The organism is Stenomitos frigidus ULC18 (assembly GCF_003003795.1).
Taxonomy (GTDB): domain Bacteria; phylum Cyanobacteriota; class Cyanobacteriia; order Leptolyngbyales; family Leptolyngbyaceae; genus Stenomitos; species Stenomitos frigidus_A.
Genome location: NZ_PVWK01000121.1, coordinates 80,726 through 104,745, shown reverse-complemented (window position 1 = coordinate 104,745; position 24,020 = coordinate 80,726). Strand labels below are relative to the sequence as shown.

At 51.4% G+C, this 24,020-nt stretch carries 23 protein-coding genes; 13 read left to right on the top strand and 10 right to left on the bottom strand.

From position 1 onward, the window contains the following. Positions 1-347: 347 nt before the first annotated feature. Both C7B82_RS22305 and C7B82_RS22300 read right to left on the bottom strand, forming a co-directional pair. On the bottom strand, positions 348-833 hold the full coding sequence (locus C7B82_RS22305) for a 2Fe-2S iron-sulfur cluster-binding protein (protein ID WP_106258690.1): 486 nt from the start codon (positions 831-833) through the stop codon (positions 348-350). 34 nt (positions 834-867) lie between these two features. Further along, positions 868-1,758, bottom strand: coding sequence for a hypothetical protein (locus C7B82_RS22300; protein ID WP_106258688.1), 891 nt, complete (start codon positions 1,756-1,758; stop codon positions 868-870). Between the two features lie 175 nt (positions 1,759-1,933). Here C7B82_RS22300 and C7B82_RS22295 point away from each other — a divergent pair, with 175 nt between their 5' ends. The 5 genes from C7B82_RS22295 to C7B82_RS22275 all read left to right on the top strand — a co-directional run bounded on the left by C7B82_RS22295 (position 1,934) and on the right by C7B82_RS22275 (position 7,816). Further along, positions 1,934-2,953: a LysR family transcriptional regulator gene (locus C7B82_RS22295; RefSeq protein ID WP_106258686.1), complete on the top strand. Its 1,020-nt coding sequence runs from the start codon at positions 1,934-1,936 to the stop codon at positions 2,951-2,953. 17 nt (positions 2,954-2,970) lie between these two features. Then, positions 2,971-4,476: a protein kinase domain-containing protein gene (locus C7B82_RS22290; RefSeq protein ID WP_106258685.1), complete on the top strand. Its 1,506-nt coding sequence runs from the start codon at positions 2,971-2,973 to the stop codon at positions 4,474-4,476. Positions 4,477-4,633: 157 nt separating this feature from the next. Next, positions 4,634-5,719 carry a PstS family phosphate ABC transporter substrate-binding protein gene (locus tag C7B82_RS22285; RefSeq protein WP_106258683.1) on the top strand — a complete coding sequence of 362 codons (1,086 nt, stop codon included), beginning with the start codon at positions 4,634-4,636 and terminating at the stop codon, positions 5,717-5,719. Positions 5,720-5,914: 195 nt separating this feature from the next. Beyond that, a complete protein-coding gene (locus tag C7B82_RS22280) occupies positions 5,915-6,562 on the top strand; it encodes a DUF4439 domain-containing protein (protein ID WP_106258682.1) in 648 nt (215 codons plus the stop codon). Between the two features lie 519 nt (positions 6,563-7,081). Next, the gene (locus C7B82_RS22275; RefSeq protein WP_106258680.1) at positions 7,082-7,816 is read left to right on the top strand and encodes a DUF4079 domain-containing protein; all 735 of its coding nucleotides are present in this window, start codon (positions 7,082-7,084) and stop codon (positions 7,814-7,816) included. An 82-nt stretch (positions 7,817-7,898) separates the two neighbouring features. Here the strand turns inward: C7B82_RS22275 and C7B82_RS32600 are convergent, their stop codons facing one another. The 3 genes from C7B82_RS32600 to C7B82_RS31635 all read right to left on the bottom strand — a co-directional run bounded on the left by C7B82_RS32600 (position 7,899) and on the right by C7B82_RS31635 (position 8,887). Continuing rightward, complete coding sequence (locus tag C7B82_RS32600; protein ID WP_181357612.1) at positions 7,899-8,069, bottom strand: hypothetical protein; 171 nt, start codon at positions 8,067-8,069, stop codon at positions 7,899-7,901. 140 nt (positions 8,070-8,209) lie between these two features. Further along, positions 8,210-8,500 carry a hypothetical protein gene (locus C7B82_RS22270; protein ID WP_146141237.1) on the bottom strand — a complete coding sequence of 97 codons (291 nt, stop codon included), beginning with the start codon at positions 8,498-8,500 and terminating at the stop codon, positions 8,210-8,212. A gap of 195 nt (positions 8,501-8,695) precedes the next feature. Continuing rightward, the gene (locus C7B82_RS31635) at positions 8,696-8,887 is read right to left on the bottom strand and encodes a hypothetical protein (protein WP_146141236.1); all 192 of its coding nucleotides are present in this window, start codon (positions 8,885-8,887) and stop codon (positions 8,696-8,698) included. Between C7B82_RS31635 and C7B82_RS22265 the strand changes: the two genes are divergently transcribed. The 3 genes from C7B82_RS22265 (at position 8,868) to C7B82_RS22255 (ending at position 15,489) form a co-directional block, all read left to right on the top strand. After that, positions 8,868-14,681: an alpha-2-macroglobulin family protein gene (locus tag C7B82_RS22265; protein ID WP_106258677.1), complete on the top strand. Its 5,814-nt coding sequence runs from the start codon at positions 8,868-8,870 to the stop codon at positions 14,679-14,681. The two genes, C7B82_RS31635 and C7B82_RS22265, sit on opposite strands and share 20 nt — an antisense overlap. 79 nt (positions 14,682-14,760) lie before the next feature. Further along, positions 14,761-15,024, top strand: coding sequence for a hypothetical protein (locus tag C7B82_RS22260; RefSeq protein WP_106258675.1), 264 nt, complete (start codon positions 14,761-14,763; stop codon positions 15,022-15,024). Beyond that, the gene (locus C7B82_RS22255) at positions 15,025-15,489 is read left to right on the top strand and encodes a type II toxin-antitoxin system VapC family toxin (protein WP_106258674.1); all 465 of its coding nucleotides are present in this window, start codon (positions 15,025-15,027) and stop codon (positions 15,487-15,489) included. Positions 15,490-15,567: 78 nt separating this feature from the next. Here the strand turns inward: C7B82_RS22255 and C7B82_RS22250 are convergent, their stop codons facing one another. Both C7B82_RS22250 and C7B82_RS32595 read right to left on the bottom strand, forming a co-directional pair. After that, positions 15,568-15,831 carry a hypothetical protein gene (locus tag C7B82_RS22250; protein ID WP_106258672.1) on the bottom strand — a complete coding sequence of 88 codons (264 nt, stop codon included), beginning with the start codon at positions 15,829-15,831 and terminating at the stop codon, positions 15,568-15,570. Positions 15,832-15,853: 22 nt separating this feature from the next. Then, positions 15,854-16,015, bottom strand: coding sequence for a hypothetical protein (locus tag C7B82_RS32595; protein ID WP_181357611.1), 162 nt, complete (start codon positions 16,013-16,015; stop codon positions 15,854-15,856). A 191-nt stretch (positions 16,016-16,206) separates the two neighbouring features. On the opposite strand from C7B82_RS32595, the gene C7B82_RS22245 reads away from it, so the two are divergent. Together C7B82_RS22245 and C7B82_RS22240 are read left to right on the top strand one after the other, a co-directional pair. Further along, positions 16,207-16,446, top strand: coding sequence for a hypothetical protein (locus tag C7B82_RS22245; protein ID WP_106258671.1), 240 nt, complete (start codon positions 16,207-16,209; stop codon positions 16,444-16,446). Further along, a complete protein-coding gene (locus C7B82_RS22240; protein ID WP_106258669.1) occupies positions 16,443-17,036 on the top strand; it encodes an LSm family protein in 594 nt (197 codons plus the stop codon). The genes C7B82_RS22245 and C7B82_RS22240 overlap by 4 nt, the downstream gene beginning before the upstream one ends. Before the next feature lie 914 nt (positions 17,037-17,950). Here C7B82_RS22240 and C7B82_RS22235 read toward each other — a convergent pair. From C7B82_RS22235 to C7B82_RS22225, 3 genes are all read right to left on the bottom strand, one after another. Then, entirely contained in the window at positions 17,951-19,087 is a 1,137-nt protein-coding gene (locus tag C7B82_RS22235; protein WP_181357610.1) for a hypothetical protein, read from the bottom strand. Positions 19,088-19,372: 285 nt separating this feature from the next. Beyond that, the gene (locus tag C7B82_RS22230) at positions 19,373-20,263 is read right to left on the bottom strand and encodes an ABC transporter ATP-binding protein (protein ID WP_339375287.1); all 891 of its coding nucleotides are present in this window, start codon (positions 20,261-20,263) and stop codon (positions 19,373-19,375) included. Then, positions 20,253-21,443 carry a branched-chain amino acid ABC transporter permease gene (locus C7B82_RS22225; protein WP_106258712.1) on the bottom strand — a complete coding sequence of 397 codons (1,191 nt, stop codon included), beginning with the start codon at positions 21,441-21,443 and terminating at the stop codon, positions 20,253-20,255. The genes C7B82_RS22230 and C7B82_RS22225 overlap by 11 nt, the downstream gene beginning before the upstream one ends. Positions 21,444-21,656: 213 nt before the next feature. Between C7B82_RS22225 and C7B82_RS22220 the strand changes: the two genes are divergently transcribed. The 3 genes from C7B82_RS22220 to C7B82_RS22210 all read left to right on the top strand — a co-directional run bounded on the left by C7B82_RS22220 (position 21,657) and on the right by C7B82_RS22210 (position 23,999). Beyond that, positions 21,657-21,854 carry a hypothetical protein gene (locus C7B82_RS22220; RefSeq protein ID WP_106258668.1) on the top strand — a complete coding sequence of 66 codons (198 nt, stop codon included), beginning with the start codon at positions 21,657-21,659 and terminating at the stop codon, positions 21,852-21,854. Then, positions 21,820-22,161 (top strand): cytotoxic translational repressor of toxin-antitoxin stability system, encoded by a 342-nt coding sequence (locus C7B82_RS22215; protein ID WP_245940045.1) that lies wholly within the window; start codon positions 21,820-21,822, stop codon positions 22,159-22,161. The genes C7B82_RS22220 and C7B82_RS22215 overlap by 35 nt, the downstream gene beginning before the upstream one ends. A 251-nt stretch (positions 22,162-22,412) precedes the next feature. Beyond that, positions 22,413-23,999, top strand: a complete 1,587-nt coding sequence (locus C7B82_RS22210; protein ID WP_106258666.1) for a glucose-6-phosphate isomerase — start codon at positions 22,413-22,415, stop codon at positions 23,997-23,999. Positions 24,000-24,020: the final 21 nt, after the last annotated feature.

Sequence of the window (24,020 nt, the reverse complement as noted above, 5' to 3'; positions counted from 1 at the left end):
CACGACGGATTTCCAAGGGCTAGGAGACTAATCTAGAGTCATCACATTTCCTGCTCTCTGTCAATGCGTAACTTCTATACATGTGAAACTATATACATATACAAGTACGTACGGAGAGAAGCGCTATCCTCTGAACGTAATCAATGACTACAGTATATTGAGCTACAGTCCGGATACGCTTCCTCTGTGTTGCAATGAAACTACTGTCCACCCCAGCTTTGTTAGACGCTGGACGATGGCTTTCTGCTAAGGAACACGAATTTAATCACTCCGGCATTTTCCGTAGGGGCGCACGGCCGTGCGCCTCTACCTGCAAACAATTTGTCGATTTTATTTAATCCACGATCCTAAGAATCTGTTGTGAGAGAGAAATAGTTGCCGACATTGAAGCTGGTTGTGTCTTCAATTTGCTTGAGCGTCGAGCGAGTGATGAGTTTGCCTGCTTCGACGAGTACCTTCCCGGTAAGGGGATGCAGCAGATCCTGGTCGGCACGTCTGCCAATGAGCGCTTCAATATCCTTGATGGAGTTGATGTACATACCAGGTGGCAGCTCAACCACAACGCCATCCTGCAAAACCCTTGCTTGGCAGGCCAGACGGGAATGTGGCTTGCAGGTCGTGATGACCTCCAACGTGCGTTGCTCGCGGCGACTGACAGGAGAGAGTGATTCCATTCCCTCTTTCACATAAATATGACAGGTGGCACACATGCCTCGCCCACCACATTCTTTCAAAACATCCAGATCTTTGTTGATGAGTACTGAGAGGAGATTGCCGTTGGTTTCAACAGACGTATTCTGCGCGATCGGTTCGAGTCTGACGGTTTTAACCATGAGTCGTTACAAGAAGGGTTAAGTGTTTTAAGGACTAAAGGTTGGGGGGAAGCAGAAGGGCTTTTTGCTTCTCGTTCAGGGCTTTTTGCTCAATGATCGCGGGAAAATCGCGGATTACCTGGGTACACCGTTTAACGAACGCGCCGACCCATGCTTGAAGCCACTGTTGCTCTTGAGCGGTTAAAGGCGTGAGAGCGTTTTGGGATGACTCTCCTGTGAGGGAAAATTGAGCGGAGCGATCAATTTGAACTGGGGCTAACCAATCCACCTGCGGCCGTGTGGCTTTCCAGTAGTTTGTAATGACATGGGTGCCCAAATATTGAGTTGTGAATTGGCTGAGCTGGTTAAGGGCGGCGATCGCCTCTTTCAGCGTTATCGGCTCAGAAGGTGACGCTAACGTCTGCTCAGGAAGTGGATCAAGGAGTGTGGGAGGTGTGACCGTCTCGAGTGCGGGTGCTGCAGCATGAGTGTCCTGAGCCTTAACCGTGATGGGGTCGTCAATGAGCGTCGCTGATTCAGTAGTGTGTCTGCGGTTATTTAGACTGGTGAGAGGGATATTATCGGCAATCAAACGGAAGGTGGCGATCGCGTTTGGGATATTTTCTTGCAGAATGGCTTTAAGCTGTTTGATGGTGCCCAAACAGTCTGCATAGACTAGATTGGAACCCGTCAAAACCAGCAAAACCATGCCTCGATCGAGTTTGTAGAGATGAACCTGGTGTTCAATAAATTGAAACTCAAACGTATCGAAGTCATCAGGAATTGTTTCAACGACTTGTAAGATGCCTTGGGCAAGGGCTTCTTTTTGTTGAAAGTTCAAGGTCTGATCGATACCACAAAAATAGGGTCGAGAATGCCCATCCATTAGGGCAACGCCTGCAATTCCTGGTAAATTCAGAAAGTCCTGAATAACCTCCCGTTTCATAGTTCTTTAATTTACGTTTCAATACGACACATGGCATAACGTACTGTTAGGGACTATTCGGCTGACTGTGTTAGGGTTTCTGGGTTAGAAGCGCATTGATTGCCTGATGGCTCTATCGCGTCTAAACCAGCAGGTAGGTACACTCCAGCTCCTCCAAAATCTCAGGTTTAGCAGTATGTCTGACCTTCCTTTTACTCTAGATCAGTTACGCATTCTCAAAGCGATTGCCGCCGAGGGAAGTTTTAAGCGTGCGGCTGATAGCTTGTACGTTTCGCAGCCTGCCGTTAGCTTACAAGTCCAAAATCTGGAACGCCAGTTGGATGTGCCCCTGTTTGACCGAGGCGGTAGACGGGCACAGCTTACGGAAGCGGGACATCTACTGTTGAGCTATGGAGAAAAGATTCTTACGCTTTGTCAGGAGACCTGCCGTGCGATCGAGGATTTGCAAAACCTCCAGGGCGGCACCTTGATTATTGGAGCCAGTCAAACTACGGGTACCTATCTACTACCGCGCATGATTGGTGTGTTTCGGCAGCAGTATCCTGATGTGGCTGTACAGCTACATGTGCACTCAACGCGTCGTACCTCCTGGAGTGTGGCGAATGGGCAAATCGACCTTGCAATTATTGGGGGTGAGATCTCACCGGAACTACAAGACTCTCTAGAAATTATTCCCTATGCTGAAGATGAACTAGCACTGATTCTGCCCGTCTTTCATCCCTTAGCCAAAGTGGAGACGATTCAAAAAGATGATTTGTATAAGCTCCAGTTCATCGCGTTAGATTCACAGTCCACGATTCGTAAAGTCATCGATCAGGTTTTGGCGCGTTGCGGCATTGAAACCCGTCGCCTCAAGATCGAGATGGAGCTGAATTCGATCGAAGCCATTAAAAACGCGGTACAGTCGGGATTAGGGGCAGCCTTTGTGTCGATTTCAGCGATCGAAAAAGAACTACAAATGGGTGTCCTGCATCGCGCCAGAATCGATGATGTGGTGGTGAAGCGGATGCTATCCGTCATCATTAACCCCAACCGTTACCGTTCGAAAGCCGCCGAAGCCTTCTGTCGGGAGATTTTACCCAAGTTTGCTGGCTACGCTAACTTGCAGCCCTGTGAACCTGAGCCCAGAGAGCCCTTAAAGCCTCTCGCCTCAAGTTCGGGTATTAGCCGTCTAGTCGTGCCAGAGATTGATTAAGCTAGCCCCTCCCCTTTATGGATCTCTATTGCACCCGTCCAGGCTGCCCACGCCCCGTAAATGCCTTTGCTGACTTGGATCACCCAGCCACGCTGAAGACGGTACCGCAGAAATATTGTACGACCTGTGGCATGGAGTTGATCTTAGTGGGTCGCTACCTGCCGCTCAAGTTGTTAGGGCAGGGCGGCTTTGGTGCTGCGTTTCTAGCGCGCGATCGCTATACGCCAGCGATGCGCCAGTGTGTCGTGAAACAATTTTTGCCATCTGGCAATCTTAGCCCCGCTCAGCTTGAAGTCGCGCAGCAACTCTTCGAGCGTGAGGCAGAAGTATTAGAGCAACTTGGCAATACCCATCCGTTGATTCCTGACCTGTTTGCGTTTTTTGAGCTGACGCCTCCCAGTACGCAATCCGGCAAGCAGGATAAGTTTTTTTACCTCGTACAAGAATATATCGACGGAGAAACGATGGAGGAAGAGTTGGTGCAAAAAGGCACGCTCTCTCCAGATGATGTCACCTTGATGCTGAAAGAGGTGCTCGAAATTCTCACGTTTGTTCACGATCATGGCTCGATCCATCGGGATATCAAGCCATCTAACATCATGCGCCATCGCAATGGGCGTTTCTATCTGCTGGATTTTGGCGCAGTGAAACAAGCAACGAAAGGCGCGGCGGTAGCAAAGTCTACAGGTATTTACTCTCTGGGCTTTGCGCCACCAGAGCAGATGTCTGGTGGGGAAGTCTATCCCTCTAGTGACCTGTATGCGCTGGCTGTGACCGGCTTGATGCTACTAACGGGGAAGCAACCGAATGAACTGTTTGACTCCTACAGCAATACCTGGAAGTGGCGTAGCTACGCCTCTGGTGTAAAGCGGTCTCTGGCAGACGCGCTCGATCGCATGCTGTTGCCGACACCGAGTCAACGGTTTCAGTCGGCAGCAGAGGTACTGACAGCACTCGCTCAATCGTCTAGTCCAGGTCGAGTGCGATCGCCTGTCACCCCCAAACAAGCGCCTCCACCTGTACCATCGTCTCCCACAGCGCTGCCGCAACCCTTGCCTCAACAGCAACCTGTCTCACTGCCGATAGCTTCCACACCAGCCTCATCGCAGTCTTTAAAGCCCGCTAGGCAACGTGCGGCGATCGCGCCCTTCTCGACTCTCGAATTATTGGGTGCGGCAGCGTTCACTGGGTTTGAGGGTGGCTTGCTGGCGATCGCGCTGATGAGTCTGCTGGGGACATCGATCGTCAGCGGGGGCTTTTGGATTGTGCTGTTGGCAGGCTTGGTGTTCCTCCAGTCGCGGCGCACGATTGAGCGGGTGGATCTGTTAATTACCGCAGGGATCACGCTGGCGATCGTGCTTTTTGTCTCGCCACTCCATCGCCTTGCTGTCTACTTTGCATCTTTGTTTGGCGGAAACGTGCTGCTCACTGTTGTAGCGATCGCTGTAGCGACTAGTTTGGGTGCGATCGCCGTGACAGCCCTCTTTCGGATCATCTTTAATCTGCTGTCTAATTTTCTTTAGAGGCTGTTGATCAGGATTATTCGGTGTGGGCAAAGATTGCTAGAGCGCCTCTTGCATGTAGCGATCGATATGTTGGTTGGTGACGCGAATCCTTTAACCTTAAGCAAAGACACGCAGTTTGCTGACTAGCTGCTCAATCTGTGGCAAAAATGATCCTATGGCACAAAAAAACGATACAACGGCATTGATCCTGGCGTTTGTGGTGACGGCAGGGCTGATTGGCGGAGGCTTTTGGTGGTTTACCCAGCGCTCTGGCAGCGATTTAAATAAAATTTTATCAACCGGAACGAATCCGTCCACTGGCAGTAATGATGGCAGTAATTCAGCACCACCGACGGGCGAACCAAGCCCTCAAGGGAGTCTGGCAACGGGTGAGGGCTTTGCAAGCGTTCAAAAGGTTCCATCCGGTTTATTTAGCTATGGTGGCAGCACGACCTGGGCACCGATCCGGTTGATTGTTGATCCAGTGATCCAGTCTACCCGACCAGAGTTTCGTCTACGTTACGTTGACCCAATTTCTGGCGCACCGGGTTCGGGAACAGGCATTCGGATGCTGCTACAGGATGAGATTGCGTTTGCTCAGTCGTCGCGTCCGTTATCCGACCAAGAGAACCAGACAGCAGCGCAAAGAGGTATCAAGCTCAAGCAAATTCCTGTGGCGATCGACGGTATTGCGATCGCCGTCAATCCTAGTCTGAACATACCGGGTCTGACGATCGACCAAATCAAGTCAATTTACAGTGGTACCGTCACAAACTGGAGCCAGGTTGGTGGTCCTGACTTGCCAATTCAGCCCTTTGAGCGTCCACCGACGGCAGGGGCAGGAACCATTGAAGTATTGTTAGGCGATCGTAAACCAGGTCCTAATGTCCAGGATGTTTCCACTACGACCGCAGGCTTGCGGAAACTGGCAATCAGTCCAGGGGGGATCTATTTTTCTACAGCAACTGAGCTGGTGCCGCAATGTACAGTCAAACCTGTACCGATCGGTCGCCAACCGGGGCAATTTGTACCACCCTACCAGGAGCCGCTCGTTGCTCCTAGTGGCTGTCCTGCTCAGCGTAACCGGATTAACGCCAGCGCCTTTCAGAGTGGGCAATATCCGCTGACTCGTAACCTCTTTGTGATTGTGAAACAGAATGGTGGTGCTGAGCAGCAAGCTGGTGAAGCGTATGCCAACTTTCTACTTTCACCACAGGGGCAAGCGTTGATTGCCAAAGCAGGCTTTGTGAGCATTCGCTGATGGATGAGGCGCTTCAGCTATCAGCTACCAGCAACGAGTATAAGGTTGGCGCTGACTACGGACCGCTAACCACTGATCACTAACCGCTCTCAAAACGCATTTGCAAGGGATGTAGCAGATCCAAAGCGACCGGGAGTACGTATCACTCTCTAGATTCGCCTAGGAGAACTCACCCATATGAATCAGGAAAGAAACATGCTGACCGAAGCTACTGCCCGTCGTATCAAGCGTTGGTCACGCCGTGACCTGCTGAAAACAGGTGCAGTGGTCGGTACGGCTGGTGCGATCGGCATACCTGCGATCGTTAAACGTGTAGAGGCTGCGTCTCCAAATATGATGAACGATGCCAAAGTGCTCAATGGTGCGCTGTTCTATGAACACCAGGCGATTTGGGCGTATGGGTTTGCAGCAGGCAAGCTGACCAATACCAGTGTTGGTAAAGCAGTGCTTGCCATTGCTTTGGCCAACCAGGCAGACCACAAAAAGCACCGTGACACTTTAGCAGCCGTTATTAAGCAGTTGGGTGGCACACCTGCTGAAGCGCAAAAACAATACGACGTCTCACCTTACCTGAAAGCTGGCGAAGGTGCGCTCGACTCTGATGTCAATATTGCTAAGTTGGCACTGGCGTTAGAAACGGATGCCGCGATCGCCTACGGTCGTGAAATTGCTAAACTCACAACGCCTGCACTCATTACGGCCGGTGCCAGCATTGGTGCTACGGAAGCGTCTCATGCGACCTTGATCCGGTCTGCCTTCAAAGCGTTAGGCGTTGATCTCGCTGTCATCCCTGCATCATTTGTGAGTGCTGACACGCGTAGCAACTGGGTGCTGAAAGTATAGCCTGTAGCGTTAAGGATGATTTCTAGTCAACAAAAGACCCGTAGGAGCAGGTTTGACCACAAGGTTAACGGCTAGAGATCAAGACTCTGGCAAAACCTGCCCCTACCCAACGGTAAATTTTTGCTTGGAAATTTCCCAAGGAGCGTGGATTAAATAAAATCGGTCATCCTCACGGTAAGGGCTTAGCATTCGGCAGGGTTGCCTTTGGCTATGGCAAGCGCTTTTACCCGAATGCTAAGCCCCTACAAAATTGTCGGTTTTATTAAATTCTCATTCCTAAAAGTGTGGACAGCCAGTGAGGGTGAACGGGGAGAGTTAGACGGGAAGCATGGCTAGACCTTTAAGGTTCATTGCTTCCCGTCTAACTCTCAATTTGTTTGAGACAATTTGCCTTTAAGACGAGTGATTTCTGAGAAGTTGTCCTCGATTCAGCTAACTCTCAGTTTGACCTGATAGTCTACTAACAGCTTGAGTGTTTCAACGTTTCAAGCTGTTCATGCTCCCTCTAAAAAATGCGCTATGGATCTTAATACTAAAGATTTGGTGCTGCTATTGCATCCTGCGTTCGCAGTGATTGTTGTGTTTCCTCTCATTGGCATGGTTGTGAGAATGGCATGGCAAACGCGTCAGCGCCGCCTGGAAGTAAAAACAGCCAACAAAAGCAAAATTCCTCCCGTCGTTGGGCAAGAGCACGTTGAGTTAGGTCGTTGGCTCACTGGGACGGTTGTGGCTGCTTACTTTCTTGGTATCACACGATCGATTATCGACAACATTCAAACCAAGGAACTGCTGAGTAAAGAGCCATTCCAGGTTGTTTTTATTGGACTACTTTATGCCGCAACGATCGCGTCACTCGTCTTTCTGTATCGGGCACAAGACAAGCTCTGGCGAGGCGTTTTCGCTACTTTAACCGGAATTGGTCTTGTGGTTCTGGGTTTTCAGGAAGGTGTCTATCGCCTGGATAATCAGTGGTACATGTCTCACTTTTACATCGGGCTGGTAGCAGCCTTATTGATGGTGTTTTCGCTGGCGATCGTCCGCGACATTTATCAGGATCGTGCAAACCGCTGGCGTACGGTTCATGTGGTGCTCAACTGCGTCGCACTCTTGCTGTTTATCGGACAAGGGCTGACAGGTTCCCGTGATTTGCTAGAAATTCCGCTGAGCTGGCAGGAAGAAACCATTTACAAATGCAATTTTGACAAAACGTCACCTGAGTACAAAACTTGCCCACCGTTAGCAGCACCTAAGTAGGCCGTATGTAGGCACATCGTCGGACAACACAACATGATGGCTAAAGGCTTCAACATGATGAAGTGGGTCGTCATGACGCAAATCAGCTCGCAGCCACTTTATCCTGATGGCGAACTTGATCGCTTACCGGGTCGATCGCATCTGAAGGACTCTTTTGCTCGTTAACCTCTTGCTTGTAGGCTGCTCTGGCAGAAACGATCACTGGCGTCAGCACGATCGCCATAACTAGGAGTGGCAAAACAAAACTCAGCATGGTGTCGAACCTCTTAGAGGGGATAGCTTTGAGACGGCAAACGGCGGGCAATAGTTCAGCGCGATCGCTGCCTGAGCAGTTTTTTTGCTTACGTTGGCTTCAACAGTCTGAAACAACCTTTCTGCTACTAAAATCTGCTACTAAAAGGAGAAACGAGGGATGATGATGATCCGGCGTTCTTCGTAGCGATCGCGTCTGTCATGACGGCGGAATCGATCATCACGACGATCGCGCCAATAACTCTCCCGTGCCTCGCTGCGACGGTTCCATTCACGTTCATCCTGTCGGTCATTTCGGCGGTCAAACGCGCGATTGAGGTTGTAAAAATCGATCGTGCGGACTCTTTCAGGGTAATGATTGTAATGGTTATTCCCGCGAGTAGCACGCTGATACTCAGGCTCGCTCGCAAAGGCAGCTGTTGGAGCGAGCACAGCGATTGCGCATAGCAAAGACAAAGTGGTACGAAGCATGACTAAGGGTCTCCTGCGGTGCATGACAGCCTTATGTATTCAGTCTAAAGTGTGAACGCTTTGCAGGCCTCTTCCTGGAGCCAGATTGAGCACGACTGCTCTGAGGAGACGCAGAATTGAAGCATGAATCTTTCTGTCGCCCCATAGCGTCTGTGTCTAGTCGACGTCTAAAGGCTGCAACTGTTGCGTGCCCGCCGCTGACCTTATGGCGATCGTGGGTAAAGATTTATAGCTGTTACCGGGAATTCCTCCTGAGTTGCGGGTAGGAATGAGGTGGTAGCGGAGCAATTTGTTAGCGTCGGGCGATCGTACAGTGGGGAAAGCGGTAATGAGAAATGGTGGTGGCATCAAGCCCTGGTTTGTTTTGCTGGCATTATGCGTTGCCCTTGCCATTAAAGGCTGTAGCGTTGCGAACATTACTTCGACATCCAATCCCCAGCCATCGGTAGCCGCACTAGCCGCGCCCAAATTACCCGACTGGATTGAGCAGATCAGCCCGACTGGAGAAGCCGCCACCACTGCGCAGATTCGGATTCGCTTCAAAGCACCCCTCATTCCCGTTGAGAGCTTGGAGAGTAAGGATCAGCAAGCTCTGCTGCAAAAATTTGCCCTTGTACCGCCACTTCCCGGTCAGTGGCGCTTTCTCACGCCACGCATGGTCGGTTTTCAGGGCGATCAGGCTATTCCTAAAGCAACCCGTGTGCAGGTCACGCTCAAAGCAGGGTTAGCAGATTTGCACCAGCATCGTCTAGATCAAGACCTCACCTGGACGTTTAACACAGAGCCCATTAAGCTAACGAATTTACCCGGTACGCCAGCAAGCGGAACACCTGGCAGTGAGGCAGGAGAACCTCTAGATATCAAGCCTGTGTTGAAGTTCAACTCCAATGTAGAGCTTGATTTAGCTTCGTTAAAAGAGCATGTACAGCTGGTACCGGGCAATGAAAAGAACGGCGTAGCGCTGAACGTAGCGCTGGAAAAGAGTGAAGAAACGCCCAAAGAGCAATACCCTGAAACGAAACTCCCGACCGAGCAGTTTGATCCCTCTGTACGCGACTGGTTTTACACGATCGAGCCTCAACAGCCGCTCTCCAAAGCGACCCGCTATCAGTTGAATGTCACGCCCGGTTTAGCTCCTGCGAAAGGCAATATGCCCAGCGAAGGTGTCTTTACTAGCCAGGTAGAAACTTACTCACCGCTTGCTTTTCAAAAGCTTGGCTCTTACGGACAGCCAGATGCGGGTGGCGTTCCGGGTCGCTTTGTAAACGGCAGTGCGCAGTTGGAGTTCAACAACGAGCTGGATGCGGAGGCCGCGATCGCGAACATTACTATTGAGCCTGCACCGAAAAAGGATGTGCCTCTAGTGCGTGCGTATGAGGGCGATCGCATCATCACTCTTAACCCCTGGGCGTTAGAACCAGCCACAAACTACACCATCACACTGGGCGCTGACCTCAAAGACAAATTTGGGCAGACGCTTGGCAAACCAGCGATCGTGTCCTATGCAACGGGCGACGTTGCGGCTGACCTCTGGGCACCCTCTGGGCTCAATATCTTTCCAACAGGCAAAAATCTTCAACTGAACCTTTCGACCGTCAACCTTTCTAGCTACAAAGCCGCTTTCGCCGTCGTCAAACCCACTGATCTGGTCTATGCCGACTCTGCCTATCCCAGCGACAACGGTGACGGACTGTTGCCCAAGTCCTCTGCCTGGAAAAGTGCTACCGTCAATGGTCAAAAGAATCGTTCAACAGACACCACTGTGCCCCTGCAAAAACAGCTGGGTGGTGCCACAGGCATGCTGGCGTATGGCGTGCAGGCGCGCACCAATGAGTATCAGGACGGCAAGCAGAAGAAGTGGCGCGAACCAACGACCTATGGCCTGGTGCAGTTGACTAACCTGGGCGTCTTTGCTCAGTGGTTCCCAGAGTCCGGCATGGTGCGGGTCAGTCACCTGTCGGATGGTGCTGCCGTTGCGAATGCGGCTGTGCAGATTTATCAATCAAAGCTGGATGCCAAAACGCAGCCTGCCCCTAGCGCCTGTGCAACGGGTAAAACAGACAAAACTGGAACGCTGTTGCTCGACAGTAAAGCGTTGCAGACCTGCATGGGCAGCACTGGGCGTTTTCCTGAAGCGCCAAAGCTGCTCATTGTCGCGCAAGAAGGCAAAGATTGGGCATTCACTCGCACGCTCGAATACAGTGGTGCCTATGAGTATGGCGTTGACGCGGGTTGGCAAAGCAACAAGCCTGATGCGCGGGGTCTTATCTTCTCCGATCGCAAGCTGTACCAACCGGGTGAAACGGCCTGGTTCACGGGAGCCGCGTACTACCTTCAAGATGGCATCCTCAAGCAGGATAAAAATGTTCGCTATACCCTGACGCTGCGTGATTCTAACGGTCAGGAAACGAGTCTGGGCAAGCAAGCAACCAATGAGTTTGGCACGTTTTCCAAGGAATGGGCGATCGCTAAAGCGCAACCCCTCGGTTACTACGCCATCCTGGCAAAGAGCGATCGTGGAGTCGAAATCGCAGGCGAATTCCGCATCGCCGAATTCAAACCACCGAACTTCAAAGTCGCGTTGACTTTAGACGGTGGCAAACCTGCTGAGCCAACCACTCCAACTCAAACTTCAAACCTCGAAACTGAAAACGTCTCCTCGATCGCCGCTGTTGGTCAAACCATTACGGCCAAAACTCAGAGCAACTATCTCTTCGGCTCTCCGGTAGACGGCGGCAAAGTCGAGTACTACGTTACCCGGAAGCAAGCGACCTTTGCACCCAAAGGCTGGGATGGGTTCGCGTTTGGACGTCAGTGGTTTTGGCCTGAAGAAGCGCCGACGGTCACCACCGATGTACTGCAAACCAATCAAGTCTTGAGTAAGGGTGGCGATAGCAGCCAGACCGTTACGGTTGAAAATGACCTGCCGTATCCCATGACGTATCGCGTGGATGCTCAAGTTTCAGACGTATCGAATCTCTCAGTGGCCGATTCCAAGACCTTCCTCGCCTTGCCAACCGACAAACTCATCGGGTTGCAAAGTGATTTTGTGGCAACGGCAGGACAGGATTTCCCTGTTAAGGTCATTGTCAGCGACCTGACAGGCACCCCGATTCTGAATCAAAAAGTGCATCTGGAACTGCAGCAGATGCACTATAGCCGCGTGACGAAACTCGTGGAGGGTAGCCGGACGCAGCAAGATCAGGTGGAATATAAAACGGTTGCAGCGATCGATGTGCAGTCGGATGTCAGCCCGCAAGCCGCGTCGTTAAAGCCGCCAGCGCCTGGTTCCTATCGCCTCCGCGCCACGTTTTCAGGTGGTAACGAGATTGGTGCGACCGATGTGCAGCTCTGGGCTACAGGTGACTCGTCAGCGATCTGGGGCAACCGCTACCGCAACAATCGTCTAGAAATCAAGCTGGACAAGAAGCACTATCAGGTGGGCGAAACAGCCACAGCATTGATCCAGTCTCCTTACTCAGACGGCGAACTCTACTTTGCGGTTGTGCGCCACAAAACCCTGTACAAAACCCTGACAAAAGTGCAGGGCGGTGCGCCGAAAGTGCAATTTCAGATCACGCCTGAGATGCTACCCAATGCGGCTGTGGAAGCCGTATTGGTGCGTCAAGGGAAGCCCCTGGAGCAGATTGAACCGGGTAGCCTGGATAAACTCGTCCGCATCGGCTTTGCTCCCTTTGAAACGGATCTGAATCCTCAATATCTCAAAGTTGAAACGACGGTGACGCCTACGCTACAGCCGGGTGCAGAACAGACGGTGCAGCTTCAGCTTACGAAGCAAGGACAGGCTGCGAAGGGACAAATCACGCTGATGGTAGTCAACGAAGCGGTGCTGCAACTCAGTGGTTATCGTCCCCCTGACCTGGTAAAAACGGTATATGCCGAACAACCCATTTCTATTCGTTTGAGCGATAACCGTCCCGATGTTGTCTTGCAACCGCAGGCATCACCGCTCGAAAAAGGCTGGGGCTATGGTGGTGGGGCGTCTGATGGCGCAGGCAGCACACGCATTCGCACAGACTTCAAAGCGCTGGCGTACTACAACGGCTCGGTGAAAACGGATGTGATCGGCAACGCCACAGTCAAATTTAAACTGCCAGATGACCTGACCACCTGGCGCGTCATGGCCGTCGCGACGGATGGTGAACTGCACTTTGGTAATGGGGACGCCACCTTTGTGACGACCAAACCACTGATTGCAAACCCGCTGTTGCCACAGTTTGCGCGCCCGGGCGATCGCTTCCAGGCTGGCGTTTCCGTCACCAATAACACGGGGCAGAATGGCAACCTTGCCGTCAACGGCTCTGTGACCGATCCCCTCAAGCTAGATAACTCCTCTGGTCAGCAACAGGCGCAGGCGGGTTCGGGCACGAGCGCCTATCGCTTCCCCGTTGTAGTGCAAACAGTAGGCGACGCGAAGGTGAAATTCACCACGCAGCTCGGCGGTGACAGCGATGCGTTTGAAGTACTGCTTGACGTGAAGGCGCTCGACGTGACGGAACAAACGGTGGAAGCCGGTACGACCACTGATCAGGCAACTATTCCACTCAATGTGGACAAAAATGTGGCACCCGATGTCGGTGGACTGGATATCTCGCTTGCCAGCAGCCTGATGCCCATGCTCACGGCTCCCGCTAAGCAGGTGCTCGACGAAACCAACCTGCCCTTCCTGGAGCCCACTGCCAGCCAGCTGACGATCGCCGCTAATCTACAAACCCTTGCCCAAACCTACGGGCAAACCTTCGCCAGCTTCAATCCCACCCAGCAGGCAACCCAGGCGATCGAACGCTTGCAATCTCTCCAAACACCCGATGGTGGTTTCGCCTCCTACCCTGGACAAGAGACCTCCGATCCCTTCGTCACCCCCTACGCCGCTCAAGCGATCGCCCTCGCCGATCGTGCCTTCCCCTCAAAACTCCTCACTCCTCACCCCTCACTCCTCACCTCCCTCACCGCCTATCTCAAAAAACTCCTCGCCGATCCCGGTCAGTACGAGTTCTGTAAAGAGCAACTCTGTAAAAATCAGGTACGGCTGGAAACATTGATTGCACTGGCAGCTTTGGGCGATCGGCGCAACGACTTCCTCTCCGACCTCTACAGTCAACGTAGCCAACTCGATCCCGTGAGTCAGATCAAACTAGCGCGTTATCTGTCTCAGTTCCCCGACTGGCAGCAAGAAGCCAAAACAATGGTGAATCAACTTCAGGAGGCGATTTACCAAACTGGACGCAACGCCACCGTTAATCTACTCCCCAACTGGCGTTGGTTGAATTCACCCACAACGGCACAGGCTCAAGCGTTACGGCTCTTTGTCGCTCAGAAAGCCAAAACCGAGGACACCGATCGGCTCTTGCAAGGGCTGTTAGGACAGCGGCGCAACGGCACCTGGCAATCCACCTACGACAATGCGGAAGCGCTCACGGCTCTGGTTGAGTACAGCAAGCTGCAACCCACACCGCCCAACTTTGAGGCAACGGCACAACTCGCGGGCAAAGCCATCGGGACTGCCAAGTTTGAGGGCTACCGCAACCCCAGCCAGGATGTGAAGGTGGGTATGGCGGATCTGCCGCGCGATCGCAATGACGTGACTCTCAAGAAAACGGGGCAGGGCATCCTGCACTATCTCGTTGTTTACCGCTATCGGCTACAGGGCAATCAACCCGGTAAGCTGAACGGCTTGCGTGTGACCCGCACCATTCGTCCTGCCAATGAGGACAAGGTGCTGTATAAAACTGGACTGGTTGCACCTGAGCCACTGACGGTTCCAATTGGGCAGGTCTACGACATTGGGCTAGAAATCATCACCGATCATCCCGTCGATCATGTCGTTCTCACTGATCCATTACCCGCAGGCTTTGAAGCCGTTGACAATAGCTTCCAGACGACAACACCCTACTTCAAAGCGCAAGGCGATAGCTGGCAGCTTGGTTATCAGACCATCTACCACGATCGCGTCGTTGCTTTTGGTGACAAACTCGATCCCGGCGTGTACACCCTGCACTACCTCGTTCGCTCCGTCACTCCCGGCACGTTTCTCTATCCAGGTGCTGAAGCTCATTTAGAGTATGCTCCTGAGGAATTCGGGCGATCGGCTTCTTCAAGTCTGGTTGTATCGGAGAAGTAGAGAAGGAGCAATCGCTGTAGCTTCATGAACATAAGCCTCTGTAAAATAGAGGTCTAAGCCAGCCTATCGGTAACAAGTAATGCCTCCGGCAATTTTGAATCAAATTCTTGACCAACTCAAGACCTTAGAGCCTTCTGAGTTACAGCAGCTTAGCCAAGCAATTCAGCATTATCTTGCTGATCAAGAGACAGCCGCTCAACGAGTTGCCTTCCATCAAGCACTCGTCGAATCTGGATTGGTACGGCAAATCAAAACGCCTACCTTTGAACAAAGAACACACCAGCACCTCATCCAGGTGCAAGATGGCTCGGTTTCTCAAACGATCATTGAGGAACGTCGGTAGATGGCGGTCTACTTTTTAGATAGCAGTGCATTGGTAAAGCGGTACATCAGTGAAGTTGGTTCAACGTGGGTCTTCGGGTTATTTGATGCTGCACTGAGTAATGAAATCTTCGTTGCAGCCATCACAGGGGTTGAAATCATTGCAGCCATCACACGACGATCGCGCAGCGGCAGTATTACTGTTGCCGACGCCGCATTCGTATGCAACCAATTCAGAAATGATTTGCAGACGGACTATCAAGTCGTTGAAATGACAGAGGAAATCATTTTTGCCGGGATGTCGCTAGCAGAAACACAAGGATTAAGAGGTTATGATGCCGTTCAGTTAGCAGCCGGACGTGCCGTGAATGCGCGTTGTATCACCAGTGGTTTGCCATCTGTAATTTTTGCGTCGGCAGACAGTGAGCTGAATGTGGCTGCTACCAACGAAGGGCTATCGGTGGAGAACCCCAACAGCTATCCATAGTTGCGTACGATAGCGTAATGGGAGATCGGCTTCCTCAAGCTTGGTGGTTTCGGAGAAGTAGAGGCTGGCAAGCTGACTTTATGGCGCTTCTTTCTGATGAATTAACTGCTCAATCATCTGCTGCTGAAGCCCTGCTGTTTCAGCCTGCGTTTGAGTCGTCGTCTTTAGCTCAGCCAGATCCATTCTGAATTCAGTATTGGACTCGATCAACTGCCCCATGCCTGAGACCAATCCTTCAATGCTTTCACGCTGCTGCACCGACGCTTTGACTAGCTCACCTGCAATGACTACCAGTTGGGCAATCCGCTCATCAATTGTTTCCAGTCGTGATTCAATAGCCATGCTGCGATCGTGTTGTCAACGCTTACTGGCTGCTGATTGTATCAGATTTATAGAGATTAGGAGCGATCGGCTTCCTCAAGCTTGGTGGTGTCGGAGAAGTAGAGAAGTGGCGATCGGGTTGTGGCACCAGGGGCGATCGTGATACGCGAATTTTCTTGATAATGCCCCTCAGCAGCGATAGCATGCGAAAAAAATCTTATGATATCCCCATATCAGGGTTATCAGTGGAAAATACGTGATGATACCCGCACGAGGATATTACCGAGAAAAAATTCTATGTAATAAGTTGTTAGGCAGAGAAGTCATAGTGTGAGTAGCAGTATGTAGAAGTTGATAATATTTCGTTAGAACATCTTGATTCTAGGTTAGACCTCTATGACTGAACCGATTGATGTCGATTCAACTACTTCAGTTCCGCACACACCAGCCTATGCAAGCTTCGACTTCAATACGGATAGATTAATGCACTTCATTCAGTTTACAGGTCGGGGGTTTCAAGGAATCAGACAAGAAGCTACTTTATCAAAGACCAAAAGCATTCTCTTTGCCCCGAACGACCTAGAACAAGAGTTAAACGTAGAAGAGAATGGCAGTGAACAAAGAAGGTCAATTTGACAACAGACCAGGCAACAGAGATCAAACAAGAAATCTCAGATTATGCAGAGAAGTGGGATGCCCATCTCTCCGGATTCAATGTGGGATTAGAGTGGATGCCAGTGTTGATAGTTACCATTGTTGAAGCCTATCTCATGGATGTACTTGTTTATACTGCCAGAACTGATTCTACGCTTATGGAAGAATCTAAAATGTCTGCTTCATATTCTGAAATGACCAACGCTTCATCATTAGAAGAGTTACTTCAAGGACTGAGATATCAATGGGCTAGAAAGTTCATTAATGAGGGAGGTCCGAAATGTTGGATTAAAAGCCTTAAGAAGATGGGTGCTCGTGGATATAGTTCAGAACTTGCAAAAGAAATGGAGACGCTTTGGGGTATCAGGCATCTAATTGTACATTCGACTGGAATTTCTACGCCTGATTTTGTTCGCCGTCATCCAGACTTTGGTGTAGCAGTTGGTGAGAAAATTCAAGTGAGATTGAATCAGTTAGGTGATTGGGTTAAGCACATTTACCACTTTGTTGATGTAACTGATGCCTATTTCGCACAACGTTGCAAGCTGAAATCTTCTGAAAAACAAAGTTAAGCTTTATCAGTTATGTGCAAAAACAAAGCCCTGCCTAACAAGTCCGTTGCACACCGACCGTATCGAGATAGTTGGCTGAGTCCGAAAGGTTGTTGGCGGCGGGTGAACGGGGTCGTTATTGCCTTGTGATCGCAACTCTTCTCAGTTGAGTGGGAACGATCGCGCCACCCATCACACGTTCTGAGGGGAACGATCGGCTCTCATATCGTTATGCCTTTCATTGAGGCGTTGTACGATCGCGAAGGCAAGAACTTCTGCTGCATTGCAACGCAACTTCTAGAGAAAGGAATTCTGGGCAGAGCGAGTTGACGCAGCGCAATGCCAGCCAAACAGATAACCCCGAGCGTATTTGTTGCTACGATCGGGGCTATCTAAACTTTCAATCAAGGGATTAAAAGCAACGAGTTAATTTTTTACACAGCACTCAGAACGGCTGATGTGAGGGATCTCCTCTTTTATGACGCTCCTAGCTAGAGCTGCTTCGATACCGTCGTTTGGGTAGTTGCAGGTCTCTGGGTATCTATCGCATTACTCTCTGAGATTGTAGATGAAGAGATATCAACAACCTGGTTGAATGCTGCTTTTATTGACGAGATAGATTCAGACGTTAAAGCGATAAAAACCTCCTGTTTAACGAGACTGAACTATTCGATTTGACTGAATGATTCGATTTGAATAAGAAGCCTCCTTTCGCTGCTTCTTATGTTCTTAGAATACTCCTCTCTTACTTTGATTTTCGGGTTTGAAATTAAAGTTTACCTTGGTGCTTTTGTGCGATTAAAAGGCTGTATTCCAGCCCATAGGACGCCCTTTAAGGGGTGAGTGAGAGCAGCGATCGCTGAAAAAAACTCCTCCCGTGTTTTGGTGTCCTTGGGAGGAGTGATTGCTCTATATCGTTGATTAGACGCGTGCCGTTATGGAGCCGGAACCGCTACACGATTGCCAGGAACAATCTGTGGCTGATACGAAAACACCTCGCGGCTGCGGGGATTGACATACACCTTGACCCACTGCACGTCGTTGAGACCGTTTGCTGCATTGTTGCCAAAGGTCTCAACGCGAGTGAAGTTTTCAAGACGCCTGCCTTGAGCATCCAGCAATGGTTTGTCAATGCGGAAATAGTGTGAGTCGCCGTGTACGTAAGCAACTGGTTTGCGGAACGCGATCACTTCATTGCGCAATGCGACTAAATAGTCCTTGTAGCCATCAGGAATCGGCAATTTCGTGGTGGCGTCAACGTCATTTTCCACGAGCGTCTTTGGATCACGTGTCGGGGCTCTAGTTGAGTCGCTGTTATCCCAACCCGGATCAGCCTGGGTGATCAACATCACCGCTACCGAGTTGCGTGCCTTTGCCACTCTAAAAGTTTCTTGCAGCCAGGCAATATTGGCTGCATTTCGCGCTGCGTATTCCTCTGCGTCGGGTGCAGTGTCGCACAGGTTGTTGCATGAACCCTGGACATTAAGTGTCGCATAGGTAACCTTGCCAACTGTCCAACGGCGGTTCTCAACATACGGAGCGGCTTGGACTTCTTGTTTCAGGCGGCGTTGTCCAAATGAGTAAGGCTCGCTGAAGAATAACTGGCGCTCGTAGTTAAGGCGTTCGAGTGAGTTAAAACCACCGTTTGCCGGGCGATCGCAGTCAGTCCAGTCGTTGTCACCTGGTGTAAAGATTGCGGGTGCTTTCAGGGCGTTTAAGTAATCGAGCGATTGGGCATAGAGTTCATTACTGCAACTGGTCGGCGTAACCGAGCCTGCGATGGCGTTGCCCGCTTTCCAGTCGCCGTCGAAAGCCGTGAAAGCCAGGTCTTGCGAGTTCATGTCCGCGATGATGTTAGGAACCCCAACCTGCGCCTGCACATCGTTATAGGGTAAATCGCCCCAAAGTCCGATCGCGTAGGGTTCGTATTTGCCCTTATTCTCTTTTTCGCTGGCAGTGACCATCATTGCGGCACTCGCCAAGAACGGCACCGTCAACGCCAATAAACACATTTTACGGAGCAGACGCGCAGTGGTGACGCGTTGAAACCCTGAGTAGCCAAGCTTTGTCATATCAATCCTTACTTAATTCTTTTAATCTGTGAGCGCATTCTGGACAAATAGCCCTCGCCTGCGCTACGCAATCAAGACGTTAGATTACTGGATTGTTTATGACAGATGGGTTACGGATACGTTATGCGCTGGTTAGGAGTTCGTTTTTTTACAGGTACTTTACGGATATTTCATAGGCACTTTACGGTTGCTTCACAGAATTTCCTTTCATTCAACTGAATTTTTGGATGCCTACACCATTCTGATGTTCGGTATCGCTGACTAACCCTAGACTGTTGGTTTGGGTTACTGCCCCAAATAGGCTTCTAGCACCTGAGCGTTGGTTTGAATTTCGGTGGGGGTGCCAACAGCAAGGTTGCGTCCTTCGGCGAGAACCCAGACACGATCGCACAAGGACATAATCACGTCCATGTTGTGTTCGATGATCAAAAAAGTGAGTCCTTCGCGGTTCCAGGTGAGGATGCGATCGCAGATTTGCTTAATCAGTGTGGGATTGACTCCCGCAGCGGGTTCATCGAGCAAAATCAGCTTGGGCTGGCTCATCAGCGCTCGTCCAATTTCCAGGAGTTTGCGTTGACCACCGGATAAGGCTCCTGCGTATTCGTGCGCCATGTGTGCGAGTCCGATCGACTCCAGAATGGTCATTGCCTGTTCGCGCTGCTGGCGTTCTTCGGCAGTAATTTGCTTTTGTTTAAACCAGGTGAGCCAAAAATTTTCCCCTGTTTGATGTTGGGTTGCCAGCAGCATATTTTCTAGTACAGAGAGGCGAGAGAGGACTCGTGCGACTTGAAAGGTACGAATCATACCGCGTTGGGCGATCTGGTACGACTGGAGCTGGTGAATGGGTTCGCCATCGAACAGCACACGCCCTTTGTCAGGATGGATGAAGTTTGACAGCAGGTTAAACAGCGTCGTTTTTCCGGCTCCGTTGGGTCCAATGAGTCCGGTGATACTGCCTTTGGCGACTTCGATCGAGGCGTGATCGATCGCCACCAATCCACCAAAGCTCTTGATCAACCCACTTGCCGCCAGTAGTGGTAGTTGCAGCTTGGCAGGACGCTCGATCGGTTCCACATCTGCCATTTCCACATCTGCCAGGATGTCTGCCAGATCTTCACTGTCAGGATGGCTTAAATGCTCTACCGGATCAACCGCATTGGGGTTTTCATCGACCAAGAGAGAGTTCCTCCTTTTTGCCTAAAATGCCCTGCGGTCGCGCCATCATCAGCACAATCAGCAGTAAGCCAATGATCATAATCCGAAAGGCTCCGGCTCTGCCTTCATCCAACGTCGGCGGAATGGCAGGCACGATCGCGTGTAGCGCCGGGGCGATCGCGGGCAACAGAAACCGTGTCACTGAGTTGTACGCCCAAAAGATTGCCGCTCCCAGCAGGGTTCCAGCATTGTTGCCAGCCCCACCCAGAACGACGATCGTCCATGCCTGAAACGTAATCAAGGGAATGAAGCCATCCGGATTAATGAAGCTCAACTGCCATGCGTAGAAGGCTCCCGCAATGCCCGCGATCGCCCCACCCAGCATGAGTGATTGCAGCTTGTACCAAAACACATTCTTGCCCAGCGCTTTAGCGATTTCCTCATCTTCACGAATGGCTTTGAGGACACGACCCCAGGGCGATCGTACCAGTGCCTCTAAACGCCAATAGACCAGCGCCAACACCAGCACCAGCACCAGCATCAGTCCCGCTTTATAGGAGTAATCGTAGAGTGATACTGCGCCTGCCCAATAGAGCAGCAGTCCCAAAATAGCAGTCGCGATACCCAATGACAGTTTGCCGATTTGTCCCGACTGGATGCCCTCACGGGTGTCTTTCTGCCCCAGGCGATCGAGTCGCTTCCACGTCCAGCGCCACAACTGCCAGCCAGCCAGCGCAAAAATGGCTGTCCAAATGCCAATCATGCCAATTTTGCTGATCAGGGTTGGTCGGGTTAGCGCTTCCAGCGGCAGGGGATAGCTGTAAACGCCTCGTGCGCCTTGGGTGAGCCATTCTTCGTTGAGCGCGATGAGACGAATAACTTCAGACACGCCGATCGTGACGATCGCCAAATAATCTTCCCGCAGGCGCAGTGTGGAAAGCCCAATCAGCAGACCTAAGCCAGCCGCCAGACACGCCCCAATGAGCACCGCCAAAATGAGCGGTACCCCCTTCATGCTCACCAGGACAGTGGTATACGCTCCAACCGTCATAAAGGCGATGTGACCAAAGTTAATTAACCCTGTGAAGCCCCACTGCAAATTCAAGCCCAGGCTAAACAGCGCAAAGGTTGCAGTAAAGATAATCAGCGAGACAAGGTAACCGGGCGTAAAAAACAGCAGAATGCCGCTGAAATCGAGCATGAGCAATGTGAGCAAAGGGCGATTGGATCGTATCCTACCAGTCAATTTGAGCCAGTAGAGATACATCTTATACGGAGCCTTTCGCGCCGAATAGGCTCATACAAGTAAGAATAGCGGCGTTAATTTGCCTCCCAACGAGTGCTTTGCTTCCTTGTTTGGGCATTCTGAGACTACACGAATCTGTCTCCGTTGAACCTTTCGTTCGAGGGCATTATGAGTCTTCTCAAAGATCGGGCACATCACCTCGTCGAGCAGCTAGCGGATGATGAACTGCTCGATGTTTGGATCGTTCTCTCTGAACTCTACTGCGACTTTTATATGCTGCGGGCAACGCAAGCCTGTAAGCAAACGTTAAAGCCTGGTGATACCTTAACGCGTGACGAAGCGCTTCGCTTACTGTCAGCAAGATAACCGCAAGATGAACGGCAAGACTCCCCTCGCCCGCACAATGCAGAACGCCAAAGGCCTAGAAGTCCGCTATGCACGATCGTTCTTACTCGATCTGAAAAAGCTGGAGCCCATCGCCCGGCAGCGCATTCAGCAGTTTGTGTTTGAAGACTTTTCGAGTGTCCATCAACTGCAGTCGTTACCGGCGTTTCGATCGCTCGGCTCCAGCGCTATTTTTTACCGATTTACGATCGATCGCTACTTCATCAGCCTCGAAATCACTGGACAAATTGTTAAATTTTTACGACTGTTGCCGAAGCCGGATTTGTGAGAAAGGGCGTGGGAGTAGAGAGTGGCAGAGAGGCGGGGGAAGACGGGAAGATGGGGAGGCGGGGGAAGACGGGAGGCAGACGGCTAAAAGCTAAACCTCCTTCGCTCCTCTTGCACCTTCCGCTCCCCTTGTACCCTCTGCTCCCAACTTTCTCACCTTCTACTTTGTTATTTCTTTCCAAAACCTACCGTTCCTAGCCCCGTGCCCGGATACACTGGCAGTGACGAACGTTAAGAGGCGTGAACCCCGCTATGGATGCTGCTGCACTCTGGCAACGTTACCAGGACTGGCTTTACTATCACGAAGGCTTGGGGCTCTACTTAGACATCAGCCGCATGCGCTTTGACGACGCCTTTGTCGCCACCATGCAGCCCAAATTTGAGCAGGCATTTAAGGACATGGCGGCGTTGGAAGGCGGCGCGATCGCCAATCCCGACGAAAACCGCATGGTGGGTCACTACTGGCTGCGCGATCCTGACTTGGCTCCGACACCAGCGCTCAAACAAGAAATCAGCGAGGCGCTCGACCAACTAGAAGCGTTTGCCCACAAAATTCATGCGGGTGAGATCTGCCCGCCTCAGTCCACAAAATATACCGATATTCTGTCGATCGGCATTGGGGGATCTGCACTTGGACCACAATTCGTCGCTGCCGCTCTCGCTCCTGCTGCACCACCATTAACCATTCACTTTTTTGATAACACTGACCCGGATGGTTTCGATCGCGTGTTTAAGGAGCTGGGCGATCGGTTGAGTAGCACGCTGGTGATTGTCATTACTAAGTCGGGCGGCACGCCTGAAACCCGTAACGGCATGATTGAGGCGAAGAAAGCCTTTACAGACAAGGGCTTAGATTTTGCCAGACAAGCCGTCGCGATTACCATGCCTGGTAGCAAAATGGATGCACTGGCGCGATCGGAAGGCTGGTTGGCAACCTTCCCCATGTTCGATTGGGTGGGAGGGCGCACGTCGGAACTGTCGGCTGTTGGGCTGCTTGACGCAGCGCTGCAGGGCATCGATATCCGCAGCATGTTGGCAGGTGCCAAAGAGATGGATGCGGCGACGCGCCTTCCTCAACTGAAGGCAAACCCAGCGGCGCTGTTAGCTCTTGCCTGGTATTTTGCAGGTAACGGCAAAGGCGAAAAAGATATGGTGGTGTTGCCGTATAAAGATAGCCTGTTGCTGTTTAGCCGTTACCTCCAGCAGCTCGTCATGGAGTCTCTGGGTAAGGAAACGGATCTGGACGGCAAGACGGTCTATCAAGGTATTGCGGTCTACGGCAACAAAGGGACAACCGACCAACATGCCTATGTGCAGCAGTTGCGCGAAGGGGTGCCCAACTTCTTCCTGACCTTTATCGAAGTGTTGAGCGATCGCAAGGGCTCGTCGATCGAAGTCGAACCTGGTGCAACAGCTGGCGACTACTTGTCTGGCTTACTCCAGGGCACGCGACAGGCACTCTACGAAAATCATCGTGATTCCATCACCGTTACCATTCCTGAAGTGTCTGCCAAGCTGGTTGGTGCATTGATCGCACTTTATGAACGGGCAGTCGGTTTGTATGGCTTTCTGGTGCATGTCAATGCCTACCATCAACCGGGTGTTGAAGCGGGTAAAAAAGCAGCGGCAGACATTTTGGCGCTGCAAACGCAGGTCTTGGCAGCGCTCAAGCCCAACGGGCAACTGCTCTCTTTGGAAACATTGGCGGCAAACATTGGTGCTTCCGACAAAATTGAGATTATCTACAAGATTGTCCGGCATCTCTCAACGAACCAGCGTGGTGTGGTGCTAGAAGGTAATCCGGGTGAGCCTGCCAGCTTAAAGGTCGGTGTTCAGTGATGAGTGACTAGAGGGTGAGCG

Excerpts from the sequence above, each read along its gene's own strand:
- C7B82_RS22305 (WP_106258690.1), bottom strand. The coding sequence starts at position 833 with ATGGTTAAAACCGTCAGACTCGAACCGATCGCGCAGAATACGTCTGTT.
- C7B82_RS22300 (WP_106258688.1), bottom strand. The coding sequence starts at position 1,758 with ATGAAACGGGAGGTTATTCAGGACTTTCTGAATTTACCAGGAATTGCA.
- C7B82_RS22295 (WP_106258686.1), top strand. The coding sequence starts at position 1,934 with ATGTCTGACCTTCCTTTTACTCTAGATCAGTTACGCATTCTCAAAGCG.
- C7B82_RS22290 (WP_106258685.1), top strand. The coding sequence starts at position 2,971 with ATGGATCTCTATTGCACCCGTCCAGGCTGCCCACGCCCCGTAAATGCC.
- C7B82_RS22285 (WP_106258683.1), top strand. The coding sequence starts at position 4,634 with ATGGCACAAAAAAACGATACAACGGCATTGATCCTGGCGTTTGTGGTG.
- C7B82_RS22280 (WP_106258682.1), top strand. The coding sequence starts at position 5,915 with ATGCTGACCGAAGCTACTGCCCGTCGTATCAAGCGTTGGTCACGCCGT.
- C7B82_RS22275 (WP_106258680.1), top strand. The coding sequence starts at position 7,082 with ATGGATCTTAATACTAAAGATTTGGTGCTGCTATTGCATCCTGCGTTC.
- C7B82_RS32600 (WP_181357612.1), bottom strand. The coding sequence starts at position 8,069 with ATGCTGAGTTTTGTTTTGCCACTCCTAGTTATGGCGATCGTGCTGACG.
- C7B82_RS22265 (WP_106258677.1), top strand. The coding sequence starts at position 8,868 with ATGAGAAATGGTGGTGGCATCAAGCCCTGGTTTGTTTTGCTGGCATTA.
- C7B82_RS31635 (WP_146141236.1), bottom strand. The coding sequence starts at position 8,887 with ATGCCACCACCATTTCTCATTACCGCTTTCCCCACTGTACGATCGCCC.
- C7B82_RS22260 (WP_106258675.1), top strand. The coding sequence starts at position 14,761 with ATGCCTCCGGCAATTTTGAATCAAATTCTTGACCAACTCAAGACCTTA.
- C7B82_RS22255 (WP_106258674.1), top strand. The coding sequence starts at position 15,025 with ATGGCGGTCTACTTTTTAGATAGCAGTGCATTGGTAAAGCGGTACATC.
- C7B82_RS22250 (WP_106258672.1), bottom strand. The coding sequence starts at position 15,831 with ATGGCTATTGAATCACGACTGGAAACAATTGATGAGCGGATTGCCCAA.
- C7B82_RS32595 (WP_181357611.1), bottom strand. The coding sequence starts at position 16,015 with ATGCTATCGCTGCTGAGGGGCATTATCAAGAAAATTCGCGTATCACGA.
- C7B82_RS22245 (WP_106258671.1), top strand. The coding sequence starts at position 16,207 with ATGACTGAACCGATTGATGTCGATTCAACTACTTCAGTTCCGCACACA.
- C7B82_RS22235 (WP_181357610.1), bottom strand. The coding sequence starts at position 19,087 with ATGACAAAGCTTGGCTACTCAGGGTTTCAACGCGTCACCACTGCGCGT.
- C7B82_RS22225 (WP_106258712.1), bottom strand. The coding sequence starts at position 21,443 with ATGCTCGATTTCAGCGGCATTCTGCTGTTTTTTACGCCCGGTTACCTT.
- C7B82_RS22220 (WP_106258668.1), top strand. The coding sequence starts at position 21,657 with ATGAGTCTTCTCAAAGATCGGGCACATCACCTCGTCGAGCAGCTAGCG.
- C7B82_RS22210 (WP_106258666.1), top strand. The coding sequence starts at position 22,413 with ATGGATGCTGCTGCACTCTGGCAACGTTACCAGGACTGGCTTTACTAT.